We start from the raw sequence: 18,572 nt of genomic DNA, 5'->3' as shown, positions 1-18,572 counted from the left end.
CGCCGAGATCGGGTTCGACTGCACCCCCTGAGCTGCGGTACAGTCTGATTCGTAGCCGCCCAGCGGCCGCAAATCAAGGACCTGTGGAGCAGTTGGTTAGCTCGCCACCCTGTCAAGGTGGAGGTCGCGGGTTCAAGTCCCGTCAGGTTCGCAGAAACGTCAGGGCCCGTATCCCTCTGGGGATACGGGCCCTGACGCGTTGGCGCGTGCGCCGCCCGGGCGCCCTTGGGGCCGCCCCGGGCCCGCGGGGCATCCGCGTCACCCGTCAACGCCACCGGGCCGCGCACGCGTCGCTTCCGGGCCGCCTCCGAGCGCCTCCGAGCGTCGACGGGGCGCCCGCGAGCACAGCCCCACTGCCTGGACCCCTCGGGGCACCACCTCGGGACACCTGGAGAGCCCTCGGGGACCCCACGAGGCCCCCACGGGAAACCTCGGGAGCGCTGATCCACCGCCGGCAGATCGCCCGCGAACCGGAATCCCCCGTTCGCATGAGGCGCCTCGCGAAGTACATCCCCTTTACGGGGTGCATTGCCGGATGGACAAGAGTGATCATCTGTGACGGGAGTCACCGCATGAGTTTTTGGGACTCATACTTTTATCGCACCCATACGCCCGCTCGATAGAATATGTGCAATGGCACCTACCTCGTCGGCGTCCCCTCGCGAGCCCGCGATCGCCCCTGACCCGGGCATAAAAAAGATCGCGCTGGACCCGGCGGAGTCCAGCGCGATCCAACGCCCGGTGAACCTGTTGGGGCAGGCCCGGCCGTATGAAGCCATGTGGGTTTCATCGGATTGGGGGACCCGATATAAACCCGGTAAAGCGGGGTGTTAACGCGACCTCAGGCCTCGCTGCGCTGCTGCGGAATTCCCGCGAGCAGTGCGCGAACCTCGGCCTCGCGGTACCGGCGGTGTCCACCCAGGGTGCGGATGGACGTGAGCTTGCCAGCCTTGGCCCAGCGAGTGACCGTCTTCGGGTCCACGCGGAACATCGTGGCAACCTCAGCCGGGGTCAGCAGCGGCTCGGCATCAGGGGTGCGAGCGGTCATGAGCGGCCTCCTCGGGAGAACCGAACCATCTCGGTTCTTTCCTCTAAATTCTGCACCTTGGCCCGCGTTGCCCGAAATGGACATACGCGGGCCGAGTCGGTTATAGGACGAACGGCTTGTCCTCGGCACTACAACTACACCATCCGTCCAGCCTCGACGGCCAAACCGACGGAATTGCCCTCCGAGGTGTTCATCAGCGGCGGAAGCCGATGGACCGTCCCATAACGGACAGTCACCCCACTGTGACGATCAGTCACAGAGCGATCAGGAGTCGTCAGACCCCCCGTAGAGCGCAATGCCGAGCATTCCGCCCTTAGTTGGGCGGAAGGAACCCTCCCCGGACTCCTTGTCCTATTTTGGCACGAGGGTAGGGGAAGGGCGCAAGGGTGAAGTTAGTGCGGTCCGTCACGCTTGGGCCAATGGCCCGTATCGGGACGTAGGTCCTGGCACTAGGTCCCAAATGGCACGATCAGGCCTCTGATCAGCCAGTATTGACCGATCGACCGATACCTGACGATACGTACGGGCTGCTCAAAGGTGAAACCAGCCACACAGGACACTTTCGGCCTAATTCGCGAAAAGTCGCTCCCGGACCGCCCGCCACCGCTCCGCCAGCTCCACGTACACCTCCGTCGCGCCCTCCGTGTCCCCGGCCCGCAGGGCCGCGATCCCCGCCGCCAGGTCCCCCGCCGAGCGGTCGGCCGCCAGCCGGTCCGCCGGCAGCGCGTGCAGCAGCCCGCCGTAATCCAGCTCGACCATCGAGCGCGGATGGAACTCCTCCAGCCAGCTCCCGACCTCCACCAGCCCGTCGGCGAGCATCCCGTACCCCTCGGCGGCCCGCAGGGTCCGCAGCGCCCGGGCCAGGCGCCGCCGCGCCTGCACCATCGGCGTGCGGTAGCGCAGCCGCTCGCCCGCCACGTAGTCCCGCTCCTCGTCGGCCACCAGGACGAACCAGCGCAGCGGGATCTGCCACACCCCCGTACGGATCCAGGGGCGCGCGTCCGGGTTCCGTTCGCGCCAGCGCTCGTAGTCCTCGGCGGCCTGCCTGCGCAGCCCCGGCGGGAGCGCCGCGTCCAGCACCGGGCGGGGGAACCACTCGACCAGCTCCTCCAGGGCGAGCCAGCCGCGGAGCCGGGTGCGCCACGGGCAGACCAGCAGCACCCCGTCGACCACGGCCGTGAAGGCGTCCGCGCTCTCATGGGCCGGCACCCCCACCACCGGGACCCGGACCAAATCCACCAGCGAGCGGCGCAGTTCGTCCTGGGCGGACGGGGCCGCCCCGCGCCGGGCGTAGTCGGACCAGTGCGTGCGCTCCGGCTCGGCGAAGGCAGCCAGGGGCTCGTAGACGCGCAGGTAGGAGGCGTACGGGACGGTCGGCGCCGAGCGCGCGGACGGCAGCGGGAGATCGGAGGATTCGCTCACGCTCTCGTACTGCCCTGATCCGGGACGCGGTTCACCTCCCGGGCCCCCGCGCCCTCCCGTACTCCGGGAGTGTTTCGATCCTCGGACAGGTCCCCTACGGGCGGCCGACAGGTCTTACTCTGCTCCCAGCACGCCCTCCCCCACCCGCAGGGCGGGCGTCTTTCCGCCGCATCTCTTCCATGGGAGTCACCACCGTGACCGAAATGACCGACGGCGTCCTGCACACCCTGTTCCGTACGGAGCAGGGCGGCCACGAGCAAGTCGTGCTGTGCCAGGACCGCGCCACCGGCCTGAAGGCCGTCATCGCCATCCACTCCACCGCCCTGGGCCCCGCCCTCGGCGGTACGCGCTTCCACGCGTACGCCTCCGACGAGGAGGCCGTCCTCGACGCGCTGAACCTCTCGCGCGGCATGTCGTACAAGAACGCCCTCGCCGGCCTCGACCTCGGCGGCGGCAAGGCCGTGATCATCGGCGACCCGGACGTCCTCAAGAGCGAGGAACTCCTGGAGGCCTACGGCCGTTTCGTCGAGTCCCTCGGCGGCCGCTACGTGACCGCCTGCGACGTCGGCACCTACGTCGCCGACATGGACGTCGTGGCCCGCGCGACCCGCTGGGCGACCGGCCGCTCCCCCGAGAACGGCGGCGCCGGCGACTCCTCGGTCCTGACAGCCTTCGGCGTCTTCCAGGGCATGCGCGCCAGCGCCCAGCACCTGTGGGGCGACCCGACCCTGCGCGGCCGCAAGGTCGGCGTGGCCGGTGTCGGCAAGGTCGGCCACTACCTGGTCGAGCACCTGCTGGAGGACGGCGCCGAGGTCGTGATCACGGATGTGCGCGAGGAGTCCGTGCGCCGGATCCTCGACAAGCACCCGGGCAAGGTCACCGCGGTCGCCGACACGGACGCGCTGATCCGTACCGAAGGCCTGGACATCTACGCCCCCTGCGCGCTCGGCGGCGCCCTGAACGACGACACCGTCCCGGCGCTGACCGCGACGATCGTGTGCGGCGCGGCGAACAACCAGCTCGCCCACCCGGGCATCGAGAAGGACCTCTCCGACCGCGGGATCCTCTACGCGCCGGACTACGTCGTCAACGCGGGCGGTGTCATCCAGGTCGCCGACGAGCTGCGCGGCTTCGACTTCGACCGCTGCAAGGCCAAGGCCACGAAGATCTTCGACACCACCCTGGAGATCTTTGCTCGCGCGAAGGCGGACGGCATCCCGCCGGCCGCGGCGGCCGACCGGATCGCCGAACAGCGGATGGCGGACGGCCGCGCGGCCCGCACGGTCTAGCCCCTGACGAGCCTTCTGGAGCGCCCCGCCGGGGTGCGGCGAGACGGAACTCACTGCACTTCGGCGGGTCGCCCGCCAGGAAAGGGTTAAAATCGCAGCTGACCAGCGAGGACGGGGCGCCTTGTTGGTTCTGCACCGGGGCGCGTCATGCGGGCGGCGTACCGTATGGCCGCGGAAGCAGGTACCGTTAAACCCCTACGGACGGTCTCTCCACGGAGAGCCCGCTCTGAACCATGAACGCGTGTCAGACTCTGGGGCCGTCGAGCCCCGTCACCGAGGGGGTCGAGCCATGGGGCGCGGCCGGGCAAAGGCCAAGCAGACGAAGGTCGCCCGCCAGCTGAAGTACAGCAGCGGCGGGACTGACTTGTCGCGTCTGGCCAACGAGCTGGGCGCATCGACCGCAGAACCGCTGCCTGTCAGCGAGCCGGTCGAGGTGGACGACGACGAGCTGGACGAGGACGACCCGTACGCACGGTACGCGGACCTCTACAACAGCGATGACGACGACGAGGACGAAGAGTCCGGTCCGTCGGCACAACGTCGCGGCGCTTGACGCCCCTAGGCGTCTGCACGACAGGCACAAGGCATAAGGCACAAAGATTGAAACCCGGTCCAGGGCATCGCCCCGGGCCGGGTTTCAGTGCTGCTCAGCTCGCGTAGGAACCGGTCAGGGTCGCACCCTCGGTGCGGTCGCCGCGGTCCAGGATCTCTCCCGCGACCCAGGCGTCGACACCCCGGTCGGCCAGCGCGGTCAGGGCCACGTCCACCGACTCGGCGGGCACGACGGCCATCATGCCGACGCCCATGTTGAGGGTCTTCTCCAGCTCCAGCTGCTCCACCTGCCCGGCCTTGCCGACCAGGTCGAAGATCGCGCCGGGGGCCCAGGTCGTACGGTCGACCGTGGCGTGCAGGTGGTCCGGGATGACCCGGGCCAGGTTCGCCGCGAGGCCGCCGCCGGTGATGTGCGAGTAGGCGTGCACCTCGGCCGTACGGGTGAGAGCCATGCAGTCCAGCGAGTAGATCTTGGTGGGCTCCAGGAGCTCCTCGCCGAGGGTCCGGCCGAGCTCCTCCACGTGCTGGTCGAGGGACATGCCGGCGCGGTCGAAGAGGACGTGCCGGACCAGCGAGTACCCGTTCGAGTGAAGGCCGGACGAAGCCATCGCGATGACGGCGTCACCCGTACGGATGCGATCCGCGCCGAGCAGGCGGTCGTACTCGACGACGCCCGTTCCGGCACCCGCCACGTCGAAGTCGTCAGGGCCCAGCAGGCCGGGGTGCTCGGCGGTCTCGCCGCCCACCAGGGCGCAGCCGGCGAGGACGCAGCCCTCGGCGATGCCCTTGACGATCGCCGCGACACGCTCGGGGTGCACCTTGCCGACGCAGATGTAGTCGGTCATGAAGAGCGGCTCGGCGCCGCAGACGACGATGTCGTCCATGACCATCGCCACCAGGTCGTGGCCGATGGTGTCGTACACGCCGAGCTGGCGGGCGATGTCCACCTTGGTGCCGACGCCGTCGGTGGCCGAGGCCAGCAGCGGGCGCTCGTAGCGCTTGAGGGCGGAGGCGTCGAAGAGGCCGGCGAAGCCGCCGAGGCCGCCGAGGACCTCGGGGCGCTGCGTCTTCTTCACCCACTCCTTCATCAGCTCGACGGCGCGGTCGCCCGCTTCGATGTCCACGCCTGCGGCTGCGTAGCTGGCACCGGTGGTCTTCTCTGTCATGACAGGAGAGAGCTTTCGTGTCGTTACTGCATGTGGTGCCGGGCCCTGGGAGAAGCCTCAAAGACAGGGCCCGGCGCAGGTTGAGCCAGGGCTACGGGCGACGGAGCGCGTCGGCGGCGTCCGAACCGCCGGCCAGCTCGGTCTCCAGGAGCTGCTTGCCCAGGAGCTGCGGGTCGGGCAGCTCCATCGGGTACTCGCCGTCGAAGCAGGCACGGCAGAGGTTGGGCTTCTGGATGGTGGTCGCCTCGATCATCGCGTCGAGCGAGATGTAGGAGAGCGAGTCCGCGCCCATGGAGGTGGCGATCTCGTCGACCGTCATCCCGTTGGCGATGAGCTCGGCCCGGGTGGCGAAGTCGATGCCGAAGAAGCACGGCCACTTCACCGGCGGCGAGGAGATCCGGATGTGGACCTCCGCCGCGCCGGCCTCGCGGAGCATCTTGACCAGGGCGCGCTGGGTGTTGCCGCGGACGATCGAGTCGTCGACGACCACCAGGCGCTTGCCCCGGATGACTTCCTTGAGGGGGTTGAGCTTGAGCCGGATGCCGAGCTGGCGGATCGTCTGCGAGGGCTGGATGAAGGTCCGGCCGACGTAGGCGTTCTTGACCAGGCCGACGCCGAACGGGATCCCGCTGGCCTCGGCGTATCCGACGGCGGCGGGCGTGCCGGATTCCGGCGTCGCTATCACCAGGTCGGCGTCGACCGGGGCTTCCTTGGCCAGGCGCCGACCCATCTCGACACGCGAGAGGTAGACGTTCCGGCCGGCGATGTCGGTGTCCGGGCGCGCCAGGTACACGTACTCGAAGATACAGCCCTTGGGCTTCGCTTCCGCGAATCGTGAGGTGCGCAGACCGTTCTCGTCGATCGCGATGAGCTCGCCCGGCTCGACCTCGCGGACGAAGCTGGCGCCGCAGATGTCGAGGGCGGCGGTCTCACTCGCGACCACCCAGCCGCGCTCCAGGCGGCCGAGGACCAGCGGGCGGATGCCCTGCGGGTCACGGGCGGTGTAGAGGGTCCCCTCGTCCATGAAGACGAGGGAGAAGGCGCCCTTGACCTTCGGGAGGACCTTGGTGGCCGACTCCTCGATCGTCAGGGGCTTGCCCTCGTCGTCGGTCTGACCGGCGAGGAGGGCGGTGACCAGGTCGGTGTCATTGGTGGCGGCCACCTGGGTGGCGCGGCCGTCCTGACGGGGGAGGTCGGCGACCATCTCGGCAAGCTCGGCGGTGTTCACCAGGTTGCCGTTGTGACCCAGGGCAATGGAGCCGTGGGCGGTCGCGCGGAAGGTCGGCTGGGCGTTCTCCCAGACGGAGGCCCCGGTGGTCGAATAGCGGGCGTGACCGACCGCGATATGACCTTGGAGCGAGCCGAGAGAGGTTTCGTCGAAGACCTGGGAAACGAGGCCCATGTCCTTGAAGACGAGGATCTGGGAACCGTTGCTCACAGCGATTCCCGCGGACTCTTGTCCACGGTGCTGCAGGGCATACAGTCCGAAGTAGGTGAGCTTGGCGACCTCTTCACCCGGAGCCCAGACACCGAAGACGCCGCAAGCGTCCTGGGGGCCCTTTTCGCCGGGGAGCAGGTCGTGGTTGAGTCGTCCATCACCACGAGGCACGCTCCCGAGTGTAGGCGAGATCGACCACTGGTCCGAATTGGGGACGGCCGGGAAATGTCACAGCACAGAGGGTGACCGATCCATTCCGTCTCGGCATCCGGAATGCCCTTGCTGACAGGCTCACGGGCATTCGTACAGGCTCTCGCCCCATGCAGTCTCTCGGTGACCGAACCGTCACCCTCGTCGAGCGCCGGCACGTGGACCTTGTCCGTGTCGCGAGCGCCATCTGTCGCCGTTCTGCGTAGTCACACGCCGCTTTTCGTATTTTTCTTTTCCTGCTTCCCGCCGGAGCCTGCCCTGCCGTGCCGCGCGCCGTCCCGCGCCGCCCGGGGCAGGCCGACGGGCCATGCCCGACCACAGCCCGACCCGGTCCGGATGGGACGAGTTCTCCGGCAACTTCGGCGGGGCGCTGGAGTACTACTCCAAGCTGGGCCCGGGCGGCGAGTACTGCACGCGGATCATCACCGAGCGGGCGAGCGAGTACGTCCCCCGCGACCACCACGGCAAGCCATGGCTGCTGAACCTCAACTTCACCGCTCCGCAGTGGCCTTGGACCGCCGACGGGGACACCGCGCAGAGCGCCGAGATCGTCCGGCGGCCCGGGAGAAGGTGGACGCCGGACTGCTGCCCTACGCGGGCTGAGCCCCCGGGGGCGAGGGCCCGGGGGCGAGGGCCCGGGGGCGCGGGGCCGGGGGCGCGGGGCCGGGGGCGCGGGGCCGCGGGCGCGGGGCCGCGGGGCTCACTCCGCGGCCGATGCCGCCTTCGCGGTCAGGCCCTTGCCGTCGGGAGCCGTCAGGGTGAGGGTCCGGCCCTCGATCTTCGAGGTGAGCGGGCCGCTGCCGAACAGCTCGGTGAGCGCCCGCTCGACCTCGCCCACCGGGCCCTCGCAGGCCATCCGGGTGGCGGTGAGCGGTCCGAAGCTGACCGTGGAGCCCTCCACGGTGGCCTTGGCGCTGAACCGGTTGCAGCCCAGATTGCCGCTCACCGCCAGGTCCGGGGCGATGGTGAACTGCGACTTCCCGGCCGCCTCAGCGGGCAGGGAGGCCGAGGTCGCGCCGCTGACCAGGGACTCCACGGTCCAGGGGGTCGTGGTGAGCGGGGCGTCGGAGGCCTCGGGCACCGAGGTCATGGCGATGGTGCTCCCGTCGGCGGTCTTCAGGGTCAGCCGGTCGGGGCCCCGGTCGATCGTCAGCCTGCCCTGGAACAGCTTGGCGAAGGCCGTCTCGAACTCCATGTCCGCACAGGCCATGGTGGTCGAGACTCCGGGCGTGACGTTCACCGCGGAGGTACCGGTGAAGGCGAGCTCCGCCGTGAATCCGTTGCAGCCGTAGTTGCCCTTGGCCTGATCCTGACCGATCTGCAGCCGGGCGGAATCGGGCGCGTGCAGCGTGCGACCGCCCGTGGTCAGGGACTCGACGGCCCAGGAACCCATGGGGTCGGGGAGCGTGGCGCTCCCGCTCGCCGCTTCCCGGCCGCAGCCGGTCACGGCGAGGGCGAGTACGAGGGCCAGGCCCGCGCAGGTGTGGACGTGCCGGAAGGTACGCATGTCCCTGGGACGGACCGGGCGCCGCAGCGGTTCCACCGTGGCCGCCGCCCCTCAGCTCATCAGCGGGAGCAGCGCCGACAGATCGGCCCGCTCGCCACTGGCCCGTACGTGCGCCCCGTCGAGGGCCGCGTCCCATCCCGTGCGCCCGGTCGCGAGCCGGATCCAGGTCAGCGGGTCGGTCTCCACCACGTTCGGCGGGGTGCCGCGGGTGTGCCGCGGGCCCTCGACGCACTGGACCACCGCGAAGGGCGGCACGCGTACCTCGACCGAACCGCCCGGCGCCCTCAGCGCGAGGGCGTCGGCGAGCAGCCGGGTGCAGGCGGCCAGCGCCTGCCGGTCGATCGGGATGTCCAGCCCCGCCGCCCGGTTCAGGTCGTCGGTGTGGACCACGAGTTCCACGGTGCGGGTGACCAGGAAGTCGGCCAGGGTCATGTCCCCGATCCACAGGTCCAGCACGCGGTCGCCCCGATGCGCCGCGAGGGCCTCGTCCATCCGGGCGGCCGCCGTGGCGTACAGCTCGGGCAGCGGGGCCCCGGTCAGGGTCTCCCGGGCCGCCTCGGAGATCTTCCCCGCGAGGGAGGCGGTGGCGAAGGGCCATTCGACGGCCGACAGCTCGGCCACGGCGGCGGGCGGCCGGGCCAGCCCGCCGGCCAAGGAATCGGCGATCCAGGCGATGTGCGCGGCGAGTTCGGCGACGCTCCAGTCACCGAGCCCGCTGGGCAGCGCCAACTGCTCGGGCCCCAACTCCCCGACGGCACGGCCGATATGCGCGAACTGCGCGGTGACGGCCGTACGGATCCGGGCGGGGTCGTAGGTACGTGGCTTCTTCCCTCGGGGCGGCATGGGCCCGACCCTACTGCGCGCGACGAGCCCCCGGCCGGAAGGACCGGTCGGGGGCTCGTCGTACGAGGTGGCGCGAGCGCCGCGATCAGGCCAGCAGGGCCGGGATCGTCGTCTCGTGGGCCTCGCGGAGCTCGGCCAGCGGGAGGGTGAATTCGCCCTGGATCTCGATCTCCTCGCCGTCCACCACGCCGATGCGGGCGACCGGCAGGCCCCGCGCACCGCACATGTCGGTGAAGCGGAGCTCCTCGCTGCGCGGAACGGCCACGATGGCACGGCCCGCGGACTCGGAGAACAGGAAGGTGAAGGCGTCCAGGCCCTCGGGCACCACGATCCGGGCACCGTTGCCGCCGCGCAGGCAGGACTCGGTGAGCGCCTGGATCACGCCGCCGTCGGACAGGTCGTGCGCGGCGTCGATCATGCCGTCGCGCGAGGCGGAGATCAGGATCTCGGCGAGCAGCTTCTCGCGGCCCAGGTCCACCTTCGGCGGCATGCCGCCGAGGTGGTCGTGGACGACCTGGGACCAGGCCGAACCGCCGAACTCCTCGGCCGTGTCGCCCAGCAGGTACAGCAGCTGGCCGGCCTCCGCGAACGCCATCGGCGTACGGCGGTTGACGTCGTCGATCACACCGAGGACCGCCACAACCGGGGTCGGGTGGATCGCGATGTCGCCCGTCTGGTTGTACAGCGAGACGTTGCCGCCGGTCACCGGGGTGCCCAGCTCCAGGCAGCCGTCCGCCAGGCCGCGGCAGACCTCGGCGAACTGCCACATGACGTCCGGGTCCTCGGGGGAACCGAAGTTCAGGCAGTCGGAGATGGCCAGCGGCTTGGCGCCGGTCGCCGCCACGTTGCGGTACGACTCCGCGAGCGCCAGCTGCGCGCCCGTGTACGGGTCGAGCTTGGCGAAGCGGCCGTTGCCGTCGGTGGCCATGGCCACGCCGAGGTTGGACTCCTCGTCGATGCGGACCATGCCCGCGTCCTCGGGCTGCGAGAGCACGGTGTTGCCCTGCACGAAGCGGTCGTACTGGTCGGTGACCCACGACTTCGACGCCTGGTTCGGGGACGAGACCAGCGCGAGGACCTGCGCGCGCAGGTCCTCGGAGGTCTGCGGGCGCGGGAGCTTGCCCGCGTCGTCCGCCTGGAGCGCGTCCTGCCAGGAGGGGCGCGCGTAGGGGCGGTTGTAGACGGGGCCCTCGTGGGCGACGGTGCCCGGGGGCACGTCCACGATCTGCTCGCCGTGCCAGAAGATCTCCAGGCGCTCGCCCTCGGTCACCTCACCGATGACGGTGGCGATGACGTCCCACTTCTCGCAGATCTCCATGAAGCGGTCGACGTACTGCGGCTCGACGATCGCGCACATGCGCTCCTGCGACTCGCTCATGAGGATTTCCTCGGGCGAGAGCGTCGCGTCGCGCAGCGGCACGGTGTCCAGCTCGACCCGCATGCCGCCGGAACCGGCGGAGGCGAGTTCGGAGGTCGCGCAGGAGAGCCCGGCGCCGCCGAGGTCCTGGATGCCCGCGACCAGCTTCTCCTTGAAGATCTCCAGGGTGCACTCGATGAGGAGCTTCTCCTGGAAGGGGTCGCCGACCTGCACCGCGGGGCGCTTGGTGGGCTTGGTGTCGTCGAAGGTCTCGGACGCGAGGACCGAGACGCCGCCGATGCCGTCGCCGCCCGTGCGGGCGCCGTAGAGGATGACCTTGTTGCCGGGGCCGGAGGCCTTGGCGAGGTGGATGTCCTCGTGCTTCATGACGCCGATGCAGCCGGCGTTGACGAGCGGGTTGCCCTGGTAGCAGGCGTCGAAGACGACCTCGCCGCCGATGTTGGGCAGGCCCAGGCAGTTGCCGTAGCCGCCGATGCCCGCGACGACGCCGGGCAGCACGCGCCGGGTGTCGGGGTGGTCGGCGGCGCCGAAGCGCAGCGGGTCCACGACCGCGACCGGACGGGCGCCCATCGCGAGGATGTCGCGGACGATGCCGCCGATGCCGGTGGCCGCGCCCTGGTAGGGCTCGATGTACGACGGGTGGTTGTGCGACTCGACCTTGAAGGTGACCGCGTAGCCCTGGCCGACGTCGACGACGCCGGCGTTCTCGCCGATGCCGACGAGCATGGCGTCGTTCTGGGGGACCTTCTCACCGAACTGCTTCAGGTGGACCTTGCTGCTCTTGTACGAGCAGTGCTCGGACCACATGACGGAGTACATGGCGAGCTCGGCGCCCGTGGGACGGCGGCCGAGGATCTCCCGGATCCGGGCGTACTCGTCCTCCTTGAGGCCGAGTTCCTTCCACGGCTGGGAGGCTTCCGGGGTCTCGGTGGCGTTCTTGACGGTGTCGAGGCTCATGCGCTGACCAGCTTCTTCAGGACCGAGGTGAAGAACGGGAGGCCGTCGGTGCGGCCCGTCCCGATCAGCGGCTCGACCGCGTGCTCGGGGTGCGGCATGAGGCCGACGATGTTGCCCGCGGCGTTGGTGATGCCGGCGATGTCGCGCAGCGAGCCGTTCGGGTTGCCGTCCAGGTAGCGGAAGGCCACTCGGCCTTCGGCCTCCAGTTCGTCGAGCGTGTGCTCGTCGGCGGTGTAGCGGCCGTCCATGTTCTTGAGCGGTACGGAGATCTCCTGGCCGGCGGTGTAGTCGCCGGTCCACGCGGTCTCCGCGTTCTCCACCCGCAGCTTCTGGTCGCGGCAGATGAAGTGCAGGTGGTTGTTCCGGAGCATCGCCCCCGGCAGCAGGTGGGCCTCGGTGAGGACCTGGAAGCCGTTGCAGATGCCGAGGACGGGCATGCCGCCCCTGGCCTGCTCGATGATGGTCTCCATCACCGGCGAGAAGCGGGAGATGGCTCCGGCGCGCAGGTAGTCCCCGTAGGAGAAGCCGCCGGCGAGGACGACCGCGTCGACCTGGTGCAGGTCCTTGTCGCGGTGCCACAGGGAGACCGGCTCGGCCCCCGCGAGGCGGACGGCGCGCAGCGAGTCACGGTCGTCGAGCGTTCCGGGGAACGTGACGACTCCGATGCGAGTGGTCACCGTCAGGCCTCGACCTTCACGGTGAAGTCTTCGATGACGGTGTTGGCGAGGAACGTTTCGGCCATCTTGTGGATGCGGTCGAGGGCGGCCTGGTCGACCGGCCCCTCCACCTCGAGCTCGAAGCGCTTCCCCTGGCGGACGTCGGCGATCCCCTCGAAGCCCAGGCGCGGCAGTGCACGCTGCACCGCCTGGCCCTGGGGGTCGAGGATCTCCGGCTTGAGCATGACGTCGACTACGACGCGTGCCATCGGGCACTCCCGTGTGGTGGTTGGTGCGAAGGCGGTTCCATCAGCGTACCCGGCCAAAATTTCTACGCGGGTAGATATCGTGGGGCCCCGATCACCGGGCCGTTTCGGCTTCACCAACGCTTCGCAAAATCCGCCGGAAAACCACGCGCCCGGCATTGCGGCGGGACACGCGGAGAGAATTAACTGGGCTTCGCAATGCAATGGGAATCGAGGTACAAAGGAATCACTCCGGATTCCGGATGAAAGTTGCATTGCCCCAAAACATCCACACAGGCGACATCACCGCACGTCAGCAGGCGGCGACGTCGCACGAAGGGACCGATATCCGTGGCGCAGCGCGTAGTAGTCACGCTCTCCGACGACATCGACGGCGGGGAAGCGGCGGAAACGGTCGTGTTCGCTCTGGACGGTAAGTCGTACGAGATCGACCTCAATGTGGCGAACGCAAAGAAACTGCGGAAGGGGCTGGCCCCCTTCGTGGCCGCCGGCCGTCGCCAGTCCCGCTCGGGGAAGGCCTTCAAGCACACCTCCGTCGCCCCCGACCCGGCGGTCGTCCGCGCCTGGGCCCGGTCCAACCAGTACGAGGTGCCGCCGCGCGGCCGCATCCCCAAGAAGATCTACGAGGCCTACAACGCGGCCCACTGAGAGTCGATTTGCCATGCACCCCCATCCGTCGGCTAGTGTGTGGATCACGCCAAGGGGCCAGACCGCAGGTCAAAGCCTCCGAGGTCGTGCGGGTGTAGTTCAGTAGCAGAACATCCCTCTTCCAGAGGGAAGGCGCAGTGTGCGATCCCTGTCACCCGCTCTGCATCACTTCCGGACCACTGCTGTGGATCGGGTAGAGTGATGCACGCATCGCCCCAGGGCAATGCAGTGCATGCGGACGTAGCTCAGTTGGTAGAGCACCACCTTGCCAAGGTGGATGTCGCGCGTTCGAGTCGCGTCGTCCGCTCTGTATGAAGAAGGCCCCGATCATTACGATCGGGGCCTTCTTCGTGTTCCCGTACCCGCATACCCGCGGCCCCTGACAAATGTCATCGTCGGCGGTGACAGCGCGCACTGCCCGCCCGGTCCCGGCGCCGCGAGCCTTGGACCATGACTGACACCGTGATCGAAGCCGAGGGCCTGCGCCGCGGCTACGCAGGAGGATTCGAGGCCGTACGGGGCGTCTCCTTCTCCGTGGCCCGGGGCGAGGTCTTCGCCCTTCTCGGCACCAACGGCGCGGGCAAGACCTCCACCGTCGAACTGCTGGAGGGGCTGGCCGCGCCGACCGCGGGGCAGGTCCGCGTCTTCGGGCTCGATCCGTACCGGCGGCGGGCCGAGGTCCGCCCGCGCACCGGGGTCATGCTCCAGGAGGGCGGCTTCCCCTCCGACCTGTCGGTGACCGAGACCGTCCGGATGTGGGGCGGGGTCACCAGCGGCGCCCGCCCGGCGGCGGAGGTGCTGGAACTGGTCGGCCTGGCCGCGCGGTCCTCCGTACGCGTCAAGCAGCTCTCCGGCGGTGAACGGCGGCGCCTGGACCTGGCGCTGGCCCTGCTGGGCCGGCCCGAGGTGCTGTTCCTGGACGAACCGACCACCGGAATGGACCCGGAAGGGCGCCGGGACACGTGGGCGTTGGTACGGGAGCTGCGCGCCCAGGGCACCACGGTGCTGCTGACCACGCACTACCTGGAGGAGGCCGAGGAGCTCGCGGACCGCCTCGCGATCCTCCACGAGGGGGAACTCGTCCTGTCCGGCACCCCGGCCGAGGTGACCGCCACCCGGCCGGCCCGGATCCGCTTCACCCTGCCGGCCGCAGTGCCCGCGGCCCGGCTCCCGCTGGCGCTGCGCGCGGCGGCCTACGGGCAGCGCGTGGAGATCCGTACCGAGAACCTCCAGTCCGACCTGACCGAACTGCTCGGCTGGGCCAGGGAGTGCGGCGTGGAACTGGTCGGGCTCGACGCCCGGACCGCCTCCCTGGAGGAGGCCTTCCTGGAGATCGCGGAGAGCCGCCGCACCGCGGAAGGCGCCCGCACCGAGGACACGAAGGCGGGGACCACCCGATGAACGCACTCACCCTGAACCCCGGCCGGCTCACCGCGCTCGGCCGCTCCGAGCTCACCCTGCTGGTGCGCAACCGGGCCGCCCTCAGCCTGGCCGTGCTGATGCCCCTGCTGATGGTCTTCGTCCTGCGCTCCGCGCTGAGCGGGACCGAGGGCGCCGAGGCGCTCGGAGCGGCCACCCTGACCGGCGGCATCGGCATGGTGCTGATCCTCGTCGTCCACATGAACCTGGTCTCGGCCTACGTCGCCCGGCGCGAGGAGCTCGTCCTCAAGCGGCTGCGCACCGGCGAGGCGAACGATCTGGAGATCCTCGCCGGGACCGCCCTGCCCGCCGCCGTCCTGGCGCTCGGGCAGATCACCGTCCTCGCCGTGGCCGGGGCCGTCCTGGACGTGCCCATGCCGCAGAACCCGCTGCTGCTGCTGGCGTCCGTCCTCGCCGGCATCCTGCTGCTGGCCGCCCTGTCCGCGCTGACCAGCTCCTTCACCCGCACGGTGGAGACCGCGGGCCTCACCACGCTGCCGCTGTTCCTGGCGACCGTGCTCGGCTCCGGCCTGTTCGTCCCGACGGACTCGCTGCCGAGCCTGGCGGCCTCGCTGTGCGAACTGCTGCCGCTGAGCGCAGTGATGACCCTCGTACGGGCGGGGTGGAGCGGCCCGGGGGACGCCGACCTGGTGCAGGCCGCCCTGGTCACGCTGGCCTGGACGGTCAACTCCGTGTTTGCTGTTCAGCGGTGGTTCCGCTGGGAACCGCGCCGGTAGGGCGAGTCGGGGGACGGGGACCGTGTCGAAGATGACCGGGTGGTGGAAGAACCGCAGCAGTGCGGGGAAGATCGAGCTCTACACACGGGGGTCGTTCCATCTCTTCGTGATCCTGGAGATCCTGTCCTTCGCGCTGACCCCGATGGCCGCCGCGGCCGCCGAGCGGACCTCCCTGGTGGTACCCCTCTCGCTGTTCCTGATGATGTGCGCCCACGCGGTGCTCTGCGGGGTGCTCACCTCCAAGGCGCTGCACTGGATCGTGGGGCGGCGCGAACGCCCCACCCGGCTGGCGGTCGCCACCGCCCTGGTGACGGCGGCGTGCATCGTGGCCGTCCTCACGCTCCGGGCGACGGGCCACATATCCCAGACGACCATCGCACCGACCCTGGTGGCGGGGCTGACCTGGTTCACCTCCGGATCGCTCGTCCTGTGCCTGAGGTCGGTGCGGCTGATGTGGTACGTCGTGGCGGCCGCGGCCGTCGCCACGGGGCTGGCCGCGCTCGGCTTCGGCGTTCCGGTCATGACCGCCCTCGGGTACGCCGTCGGCGTACTGCTGGGCAGCCTGTTCTTCGGCGCCACCTGCGGGTTCTCCGCCTGGCTGCTGACCACCGTCTACGAGCTCGACCGCTCCCGCGAGGTCCAGGCCCGCCTCGCGGTGGCGGAGGAGCGGCTGCGCTTCGGCCGTGACCTGCACGACGTGATGGGCCGCAATCTGGCCGTGATCGCCCTCAAGAGCGAGCTCGCCGTGCAGCTGGCCCGGCGCGAACGCCCGGAGGCCGTGGAGCAGATGATCGAGGTGCAGCGGATAGCCCAGGAGTCCCAGCGAGAGGTACGGGACGTGGTGCGCGGCTACCGGCAGGCGGACCTCGCGGTGGAGCTGGAGGGCGCGCGCGGGGTGCTGAGCGCGGCCGGAATGGACTGCCGGGTCGACTTCCGGACCGATCGGGAGCTGGCCTCCGACGTCCAGTCGGCGCTCGGCTGGGTGGTGCGGGAGGCCACGACGAACGTGCTGCGGCACGGGGACGCACAGCGCTGCCGGATCCGGCTGACCGCACCGGACGCGGGACCGGTGACGCTGGTGGTGGAGAACGACGGGGCTCCCGAGGCCCCCGCCGGGCCTCCGGGCTCGGGGCTGGCCGGGCTGCGGGAACGACTCGCGGCCCTGGACGGGACTTTGCAGGCGGGCCCGGTCGGCGACGGCCGGTTCCGGCTGAAGGCGCAGATCCCGGACGCACGACTGGAAGAACTGGAGGTGCGGGCGTGAGCCCCGTACGCGTACTGCTCGCCGATGACGAGCACCTGATCCGGGGCGCGTTGGCCGCGCTGCTCGCGCTGGAGGACGACCTGATCGTCGTCGCGGAGGCGGCCTCGGGTCCCGAGGCGCTGGCGATGGCGCGGGCCCACCGGCCGGACGTGGCGGTGCTGGACCTGCAGATGCCGGGGGCGGACGGTGTGAGTGTCGCCACATCCCTGCGGGCCGAACTGCCGGGCTGCCGGACCATGATCGTGACCAGTCACGGCCGCCCGGGACACCTGAAGAGGGCCCTCGCGGCCGGGGTGCGCGCCTTCGCCCCGAAGACCGTCTCGGCGCAGCGGCTGGCCGAGCTGATCCGGACCGTGCACGCGGGAGGCCGCTATGTGGACCCGGAGTTGGCGGCCGACGCGATCAGCGCGGGGGACTCGCCGCTGACCGCACGGGAGGCGGAGGTGCTCGAACTCGCGGCGGACGGGGCACCGATCGCGGAGATCGCCGAGCGGGCCTCGCTGTCGCAGGGGACGGTGCGGAACTACCTGTCGTCGGCGGCGACCAAGCTGGGCGCGGAGAACCGGCACACGGCAGTGCGTCTCGCACGCGAGCGAGGTTGGGTATAGTAGTTCTCGCGTTACGGCGCACCTGCGGACATAGCTCAGTTGGTAGAGCACCACCTTGCCAAGGTGGATGTCGCGCGTTCGAGTCGCGTTGTCCGCTCTGTAACGAAGAAGCCCCCCGGTCCTCGGACCGGGGGGCTTCTCTCGTATCCCTAGGACCAGGACTGGCCGGTGAGGCGCTCGAAGGCCTCGATGTACTTGGCGCGGGTCCGGGCGACGACCTCCGCCGGCAGGGCCGGCGGCGGGAGCTCGCCCTTGCGGTCCCAGCCGGAGGCGGGGGAGGCCAGCCAGTCGCGGACGTACTGCTTGTCGTAGGAGGGCTGCGCGTGGCCCGGCTCCCACTGGTCGGCCGGCCAGAAGCGGGAGGAGTCCGGGGTCAGCACCTCGTCGGCGGCGACCAGGGTGCCGTCCTTCGGGTCGAATCCGAACTCGAACTTGGTGTCGGCCAGGATGATCCCGCGCTCGCGCGCGATGTCCCGGGCGCGGCCGTAGACGGCCAGGGTGGTCTGGCGCAGCAGCGCCGCCGTCTCGGCGCCGGCGGTGCGCGCGACCTCCTCGTAGGAGACGTTCTCGTCGTGCTCGCCGACGGCGGCCTTGGCCGCCGGGGTGAAGATCGGGGCGGGCAGCTCGGAGCCGTCCACGAGGCCCTCGGGAAGGCCGATCTCGCAGACCGTACGGGTCTCGTTGTACTCGGCGAGGCCGGAGCCGGCGAGGTATCCGCGGGCCACGCACTCGACCGGGACCATGTCGAGGTTGCGGCAGATCAGCGTGCGGCCGGCCCAGTCGGCGGGGGCGCCGGCGGGCAGGTCGGTGGAGATGACGTGATTCGGGACGAGGTCCGCGAGCTGGTCGAACCACCACAGGGAGAGCTGGGTCAGGACGCGGCCCTTGTCCGGGATCTCGGTGGGCAGCACCCAGTCGAAGGCGGACATGCGGTCGCTGGCGACCATGACGAGGCGGTCCTCCTCGTCGCGGTAGAGGTCGCGCACCTTGCCGGTGTGGAGGTGGACGAGGCCCGGAACCTGAACCGGCTCGGGCTTTTCGACGAATCCGGACACGGGGTCTCCCTGTGGTTCTGTATGAAGCGCACCCCGATTCTCGCGCACCTGCGTCCCCTGCCGCGGACAGGGGTCCGTGCTGCGGGTCGCTCGCGGGGTCGGCCGCGGG

General features: G+C 70.3%; 18 protein-coding genes, 4 tRNA genes and 1 pseudogene. 13 read left to right on the top strand and 10 right to left on the bottom strand.

What is annotated here, in order from left to right; genetic code table 11:
• Positions 1-77 precede the first annotated feature (77 nt).
• A tRNA-Asp gene (locus ACIQZO_RS26195) sits at positions 78-151 on the top strand.
• Positions 152-841: 690 nt separating this feature from the next.
• Here ACIQZO_RS26195 and bldC read toward each other — a convergent pair.
• Together bldC and ACIQZO_RS26185 are read right to left on the bottom strand one after the other, a co-directional pair.
• The gene (bldC, locus tag ACIQZO_RS26190) at positions 842-1,048 is read right to left on the bottom strand and encodes a developmental transcriptional regulator BldC (protein WP_003949541.1); all 207 of its coding nucleotides are present in this window, start codon (positions 1,046-1,048) and stop codon (positions 842-844) included.
• Positions 1,049-1,615: 567 nt separating this feature from the next.
• Positions 1,616-2,470, bottom strand: coding sequence for a hypothetical protein (locus ACIQZO_RS26185; protein ID WP_403630422.1), 855 nt, complete (start codon positions 2,468-2,470; stop codon positions 1,616-1,618).
• A gap of 179 nt (positions 2,471-2,649) precedes the next feature.
• Here ACIQZO_RS26185 and ACIQZO_RS26180 point away from each other — a divergent pair, with 179 nt between their 5' ends.
• Positions 2,650-3,759, top strand: a complete 1,110-nt coding sequence (locus ACIQZO_RS26180) for a Leu/Phe/Val dehydrogenase (protein WP_403630419.1) — start codon at positions 2,650-2,652, stop codon at positions 3,757-3,759.
• A gap of 241 nt (positions 3,760-4,000) precedes the next feature.
• Positions 4,001-4,312, top strand: coding sequence for a DUF3073 domain-containing protein (locus ACIQZO_RS26175; RefSeq protein WP_403630417.1), 312 nt, complete (start codon positions 4,001-4,003; stop codon positions 4,310-4,312).
• Between the two features lie 94 nt (positions 4,313-4,406).
• Here ACIQZO_RS26175 and purM read toward each other — a convergent pair whose 3' ends face one another.
• Together purM and purF are read right to left on the bottom strand one after the other, a co-directional pair.
• Positions 4,407-5,477, bottom strand: coding sequence for a phosphoribosylformylglycinamidine cyclo-ligase (purM, locus tag ACIQZO_RS26170; RefSeq protein WP_189972406.1), 1,071 nt, complete (start codon positions 5,475-5,477; stop codon positions 4,407-4,409).
• Positions 5,478-5,568: 91 nt separating this feature from the next.
• Positions 5,569-7,086 (bottom strand): amidophosphoribosyltransferase, encoded by a 1,518-nt coding sequence (purF, locus tag ACIQZO_RS26165; RefSeq protein ID WP_403630414.1) that lies wholly within the window; start codon positions 7,084-7,086, stop codon positions 5,569-5,571.
• 149 nt (positions 7,087-7,235) lie between these two features.
• On the opposite strand from purF, the gene ACIQZO_RS26160 reads away from it, so the two are divergent.
• Entirely contained in the window at positions 7,236-7,331 is a 96-nt protein-coding gene (locus tag ACIQZO_RS26160; RefSeq protein ID WP_403630411.1) for a putative leader peptide, read from the top strand.
• Positions 7,332-7,432: 101 nt separating this feature from the next.
• A pseudogene (locus tag ACIQZO_RS26155) lies at positions 7,433-7,684 on the top strand (twin-arginine translocation pathway signal protein); the annotation flags it as partial.
• A gap of 141 nt (positions 7,685-7,825) precedes the next feature.
• Here the strand turns inward: ACIQZO_RS26155 and ACIQZO_RS26150 are convergent.
• The 5 genes from ACIQZO_RS26150 to purS all read right to left on the bottom strand — a co-directional run bounded on the left by ACIQZO_RS26150 (position 7,826) and on the right by purS (position 12,735).
• Positions 7,826-8,632: an META domain-containing protein gene (locus ACIQZO_RS26150; protein ID WP_403630408.1), complete on the bottom strand. Its 807-nt coding sequence runs from the start codon at positions 8,630-8,632 to the stop codon at positions 7,826-7,828.
• 51 nt (positions 8,633-8,683) lie between these two features.
• A complete protein-coding gene (locus ACIQZO_RS26145; RefSeq protein WP_403630405.1) occupies positions 8,684-9,475 on the bottom strand; it encodes a sterol carrier family protein in 792 nt (263 codons plus the stop codon).
• Between the two features lie 85 nt (positions 9,476-9,560).
• A complete protein-coding gene (gene purL / locus ACIQZO_RS26140; protein ID WP_403630402.1) occupies positions 9,561-11,810 on the bottom strand; it encodes a phosphoribosylformylglycinamidine synthase subunit PurL in 2,250 nt (749 codons plus the stop codon).
• The gene (gene purQ / locus ACIQZO_RS26135) at positions 11,807-12,487 is read right to left on the bottom strand and encodes a phosphoribosylformylglycinamidine synthase subunit PurQ (RefSeq protein WP_403630399.1); all 681 of its coding nucleotides are present in this window, start codon (positions 12,485-12,487) and stop codon (positions 11,807-11,809) included. Before purQ ends, purL begins: the two co-directional genes overlap by 4 nt.
• A gap of 2 nt (positions 12,488-12,489) precedes the next feature.
• The gene (purS, locus tag ACIQZO_RS26130) at positions 12,490-12,735 is read right to left on the bottom strand and encodes a phosphoribosylformylglycinamidine synthase subunit PurS (protein ID WP_030009438.1); all 246 of its coding nucleotides are present in this window, start codon (positions 12,733-12,735) and stop codon (positions 12,490-12,492) included.
• Positions 12,736-13,062: 327 nt separating this feature from the next.
• Between purS and ACIQZO_RS26125 the strand changes: the two genes are divergently transcribed.
• The 8 genes from ACIQZO_RS26125 (at position 13,063) to ACIQZO_RS26090 (ending at position 17,505) form a co-directional block, all read left to right on the top strand.
• Positions 13,063-13,380, top strand: a complete 318-nt coding sequence (locus ACIQZO_RS26125) for an Lsr2 family protein (protein ID WP_362802554.1) — start codon at positions 13,063-13,065, stop codon at positions 13,378-13,380.
• Positions 13,381-13,468: 88 nt separating this feature from the next.
• Positions 13,469-13,540 (top strand) — tRNA-Gly (locus ACIQZO_RS26120).
• Between the two features lie 74 nt (positions 13,541-13,614).
• A tRNA-Gly gene (locus ACIQZO_RS26115) sits at positions 13,615-13,687 on the top strand.
• A 143-nt stretch (positions 13,688-13,830) separates the two neighbouring features.
• Entirely contained in the window at positions 13,831-14,781 is a 951-nt protein-coding gene (locus ACIQZO_RS26110) for an ABC transporter ATP-binding protein (protein ID WP_403630397.1), read from the top strand.
• Positions 14,778-15,536, top strand: a complete 759-nt coding sequence (locus tag ACIQZO_RS26105) for an ABC transporter permease (protein WP_403630394.1) — start codon at positions 14,778-14,780, stop codon at positions 15,534-15,536. The genes ACIQZO_RS26110 and ACIQZO_RS26105 overlap by 4 nt, the downstream gene beginning before the upstream one ends.
• Positions 15,537-15,567: 31 nt before the next feature.
• Complete coding sequence (locus tag ACIQZO_RS26100; protein WP_403630609.1) at positions 15,568-16,800, top strand: sensor histidine kinase; 1,233 nt, start codon at positions 15,568-15,570, stop codon at positions 16,798-16,800.
• Positions 16,797-17,408 carry a response regulator gene (locus tag ACIQZO_RS26095; RefSeq protein WP_403630391.1) on the top strand — a complete coding sequence of 204 codons (612 nt, stop codon included), beginning with the start codon at positions 16,797-16,799 and terminating at the stop codon, positions 17,406-17,408. The genes ACIQZO_RS26100 and ACIQZO_RS26095 overlap by 4 nt, the downstream gene beginning before the upstream one ends.
• A 24-nt stretch (positions 17,409-17,432) precedes the next feature.
• Positions 17,433-17,505 (top strand) — tRNA-Gly (locus tag ACIQZO_RS26090).
• A 52-nt stretch (positions 17,506-17,557) separates the two neighbouring features.
• On the opposite strand, the gene ACIQZO_RS26085 is transcribed toward ACIQZO_RS26090, so the two are convergent.
• On the bottom strand, positions 17,558-18,463 hold the full coding sequence (locus ACIQZO_RS26085; protein WP_403630388.1) for a phosphoribosylaminoimidazolesuccinocarboxamide synthase: 906 nt from the start codon (positions 18,461-18,463) through the stop codon (positions 17,558-17,560).
• Positions 18,464-18,572 lie beyond the last annotated feature (109 nt).

It is taken from the genome of Streptomyces sp. NPDC097617 (assembly GCF_044761485.1).
In the GTDB taxonomy this organism is placed as follows: domain Bacteria; phylum Actinomycetota; class Actinomycetes; order Streptomycetales; family Streptomycetaceae; genus Streptomyces.
Note: the sequence above shows the minus strand (reverse complement) of the source record. Positions and strands in the feature narration are given on the sequence as shown.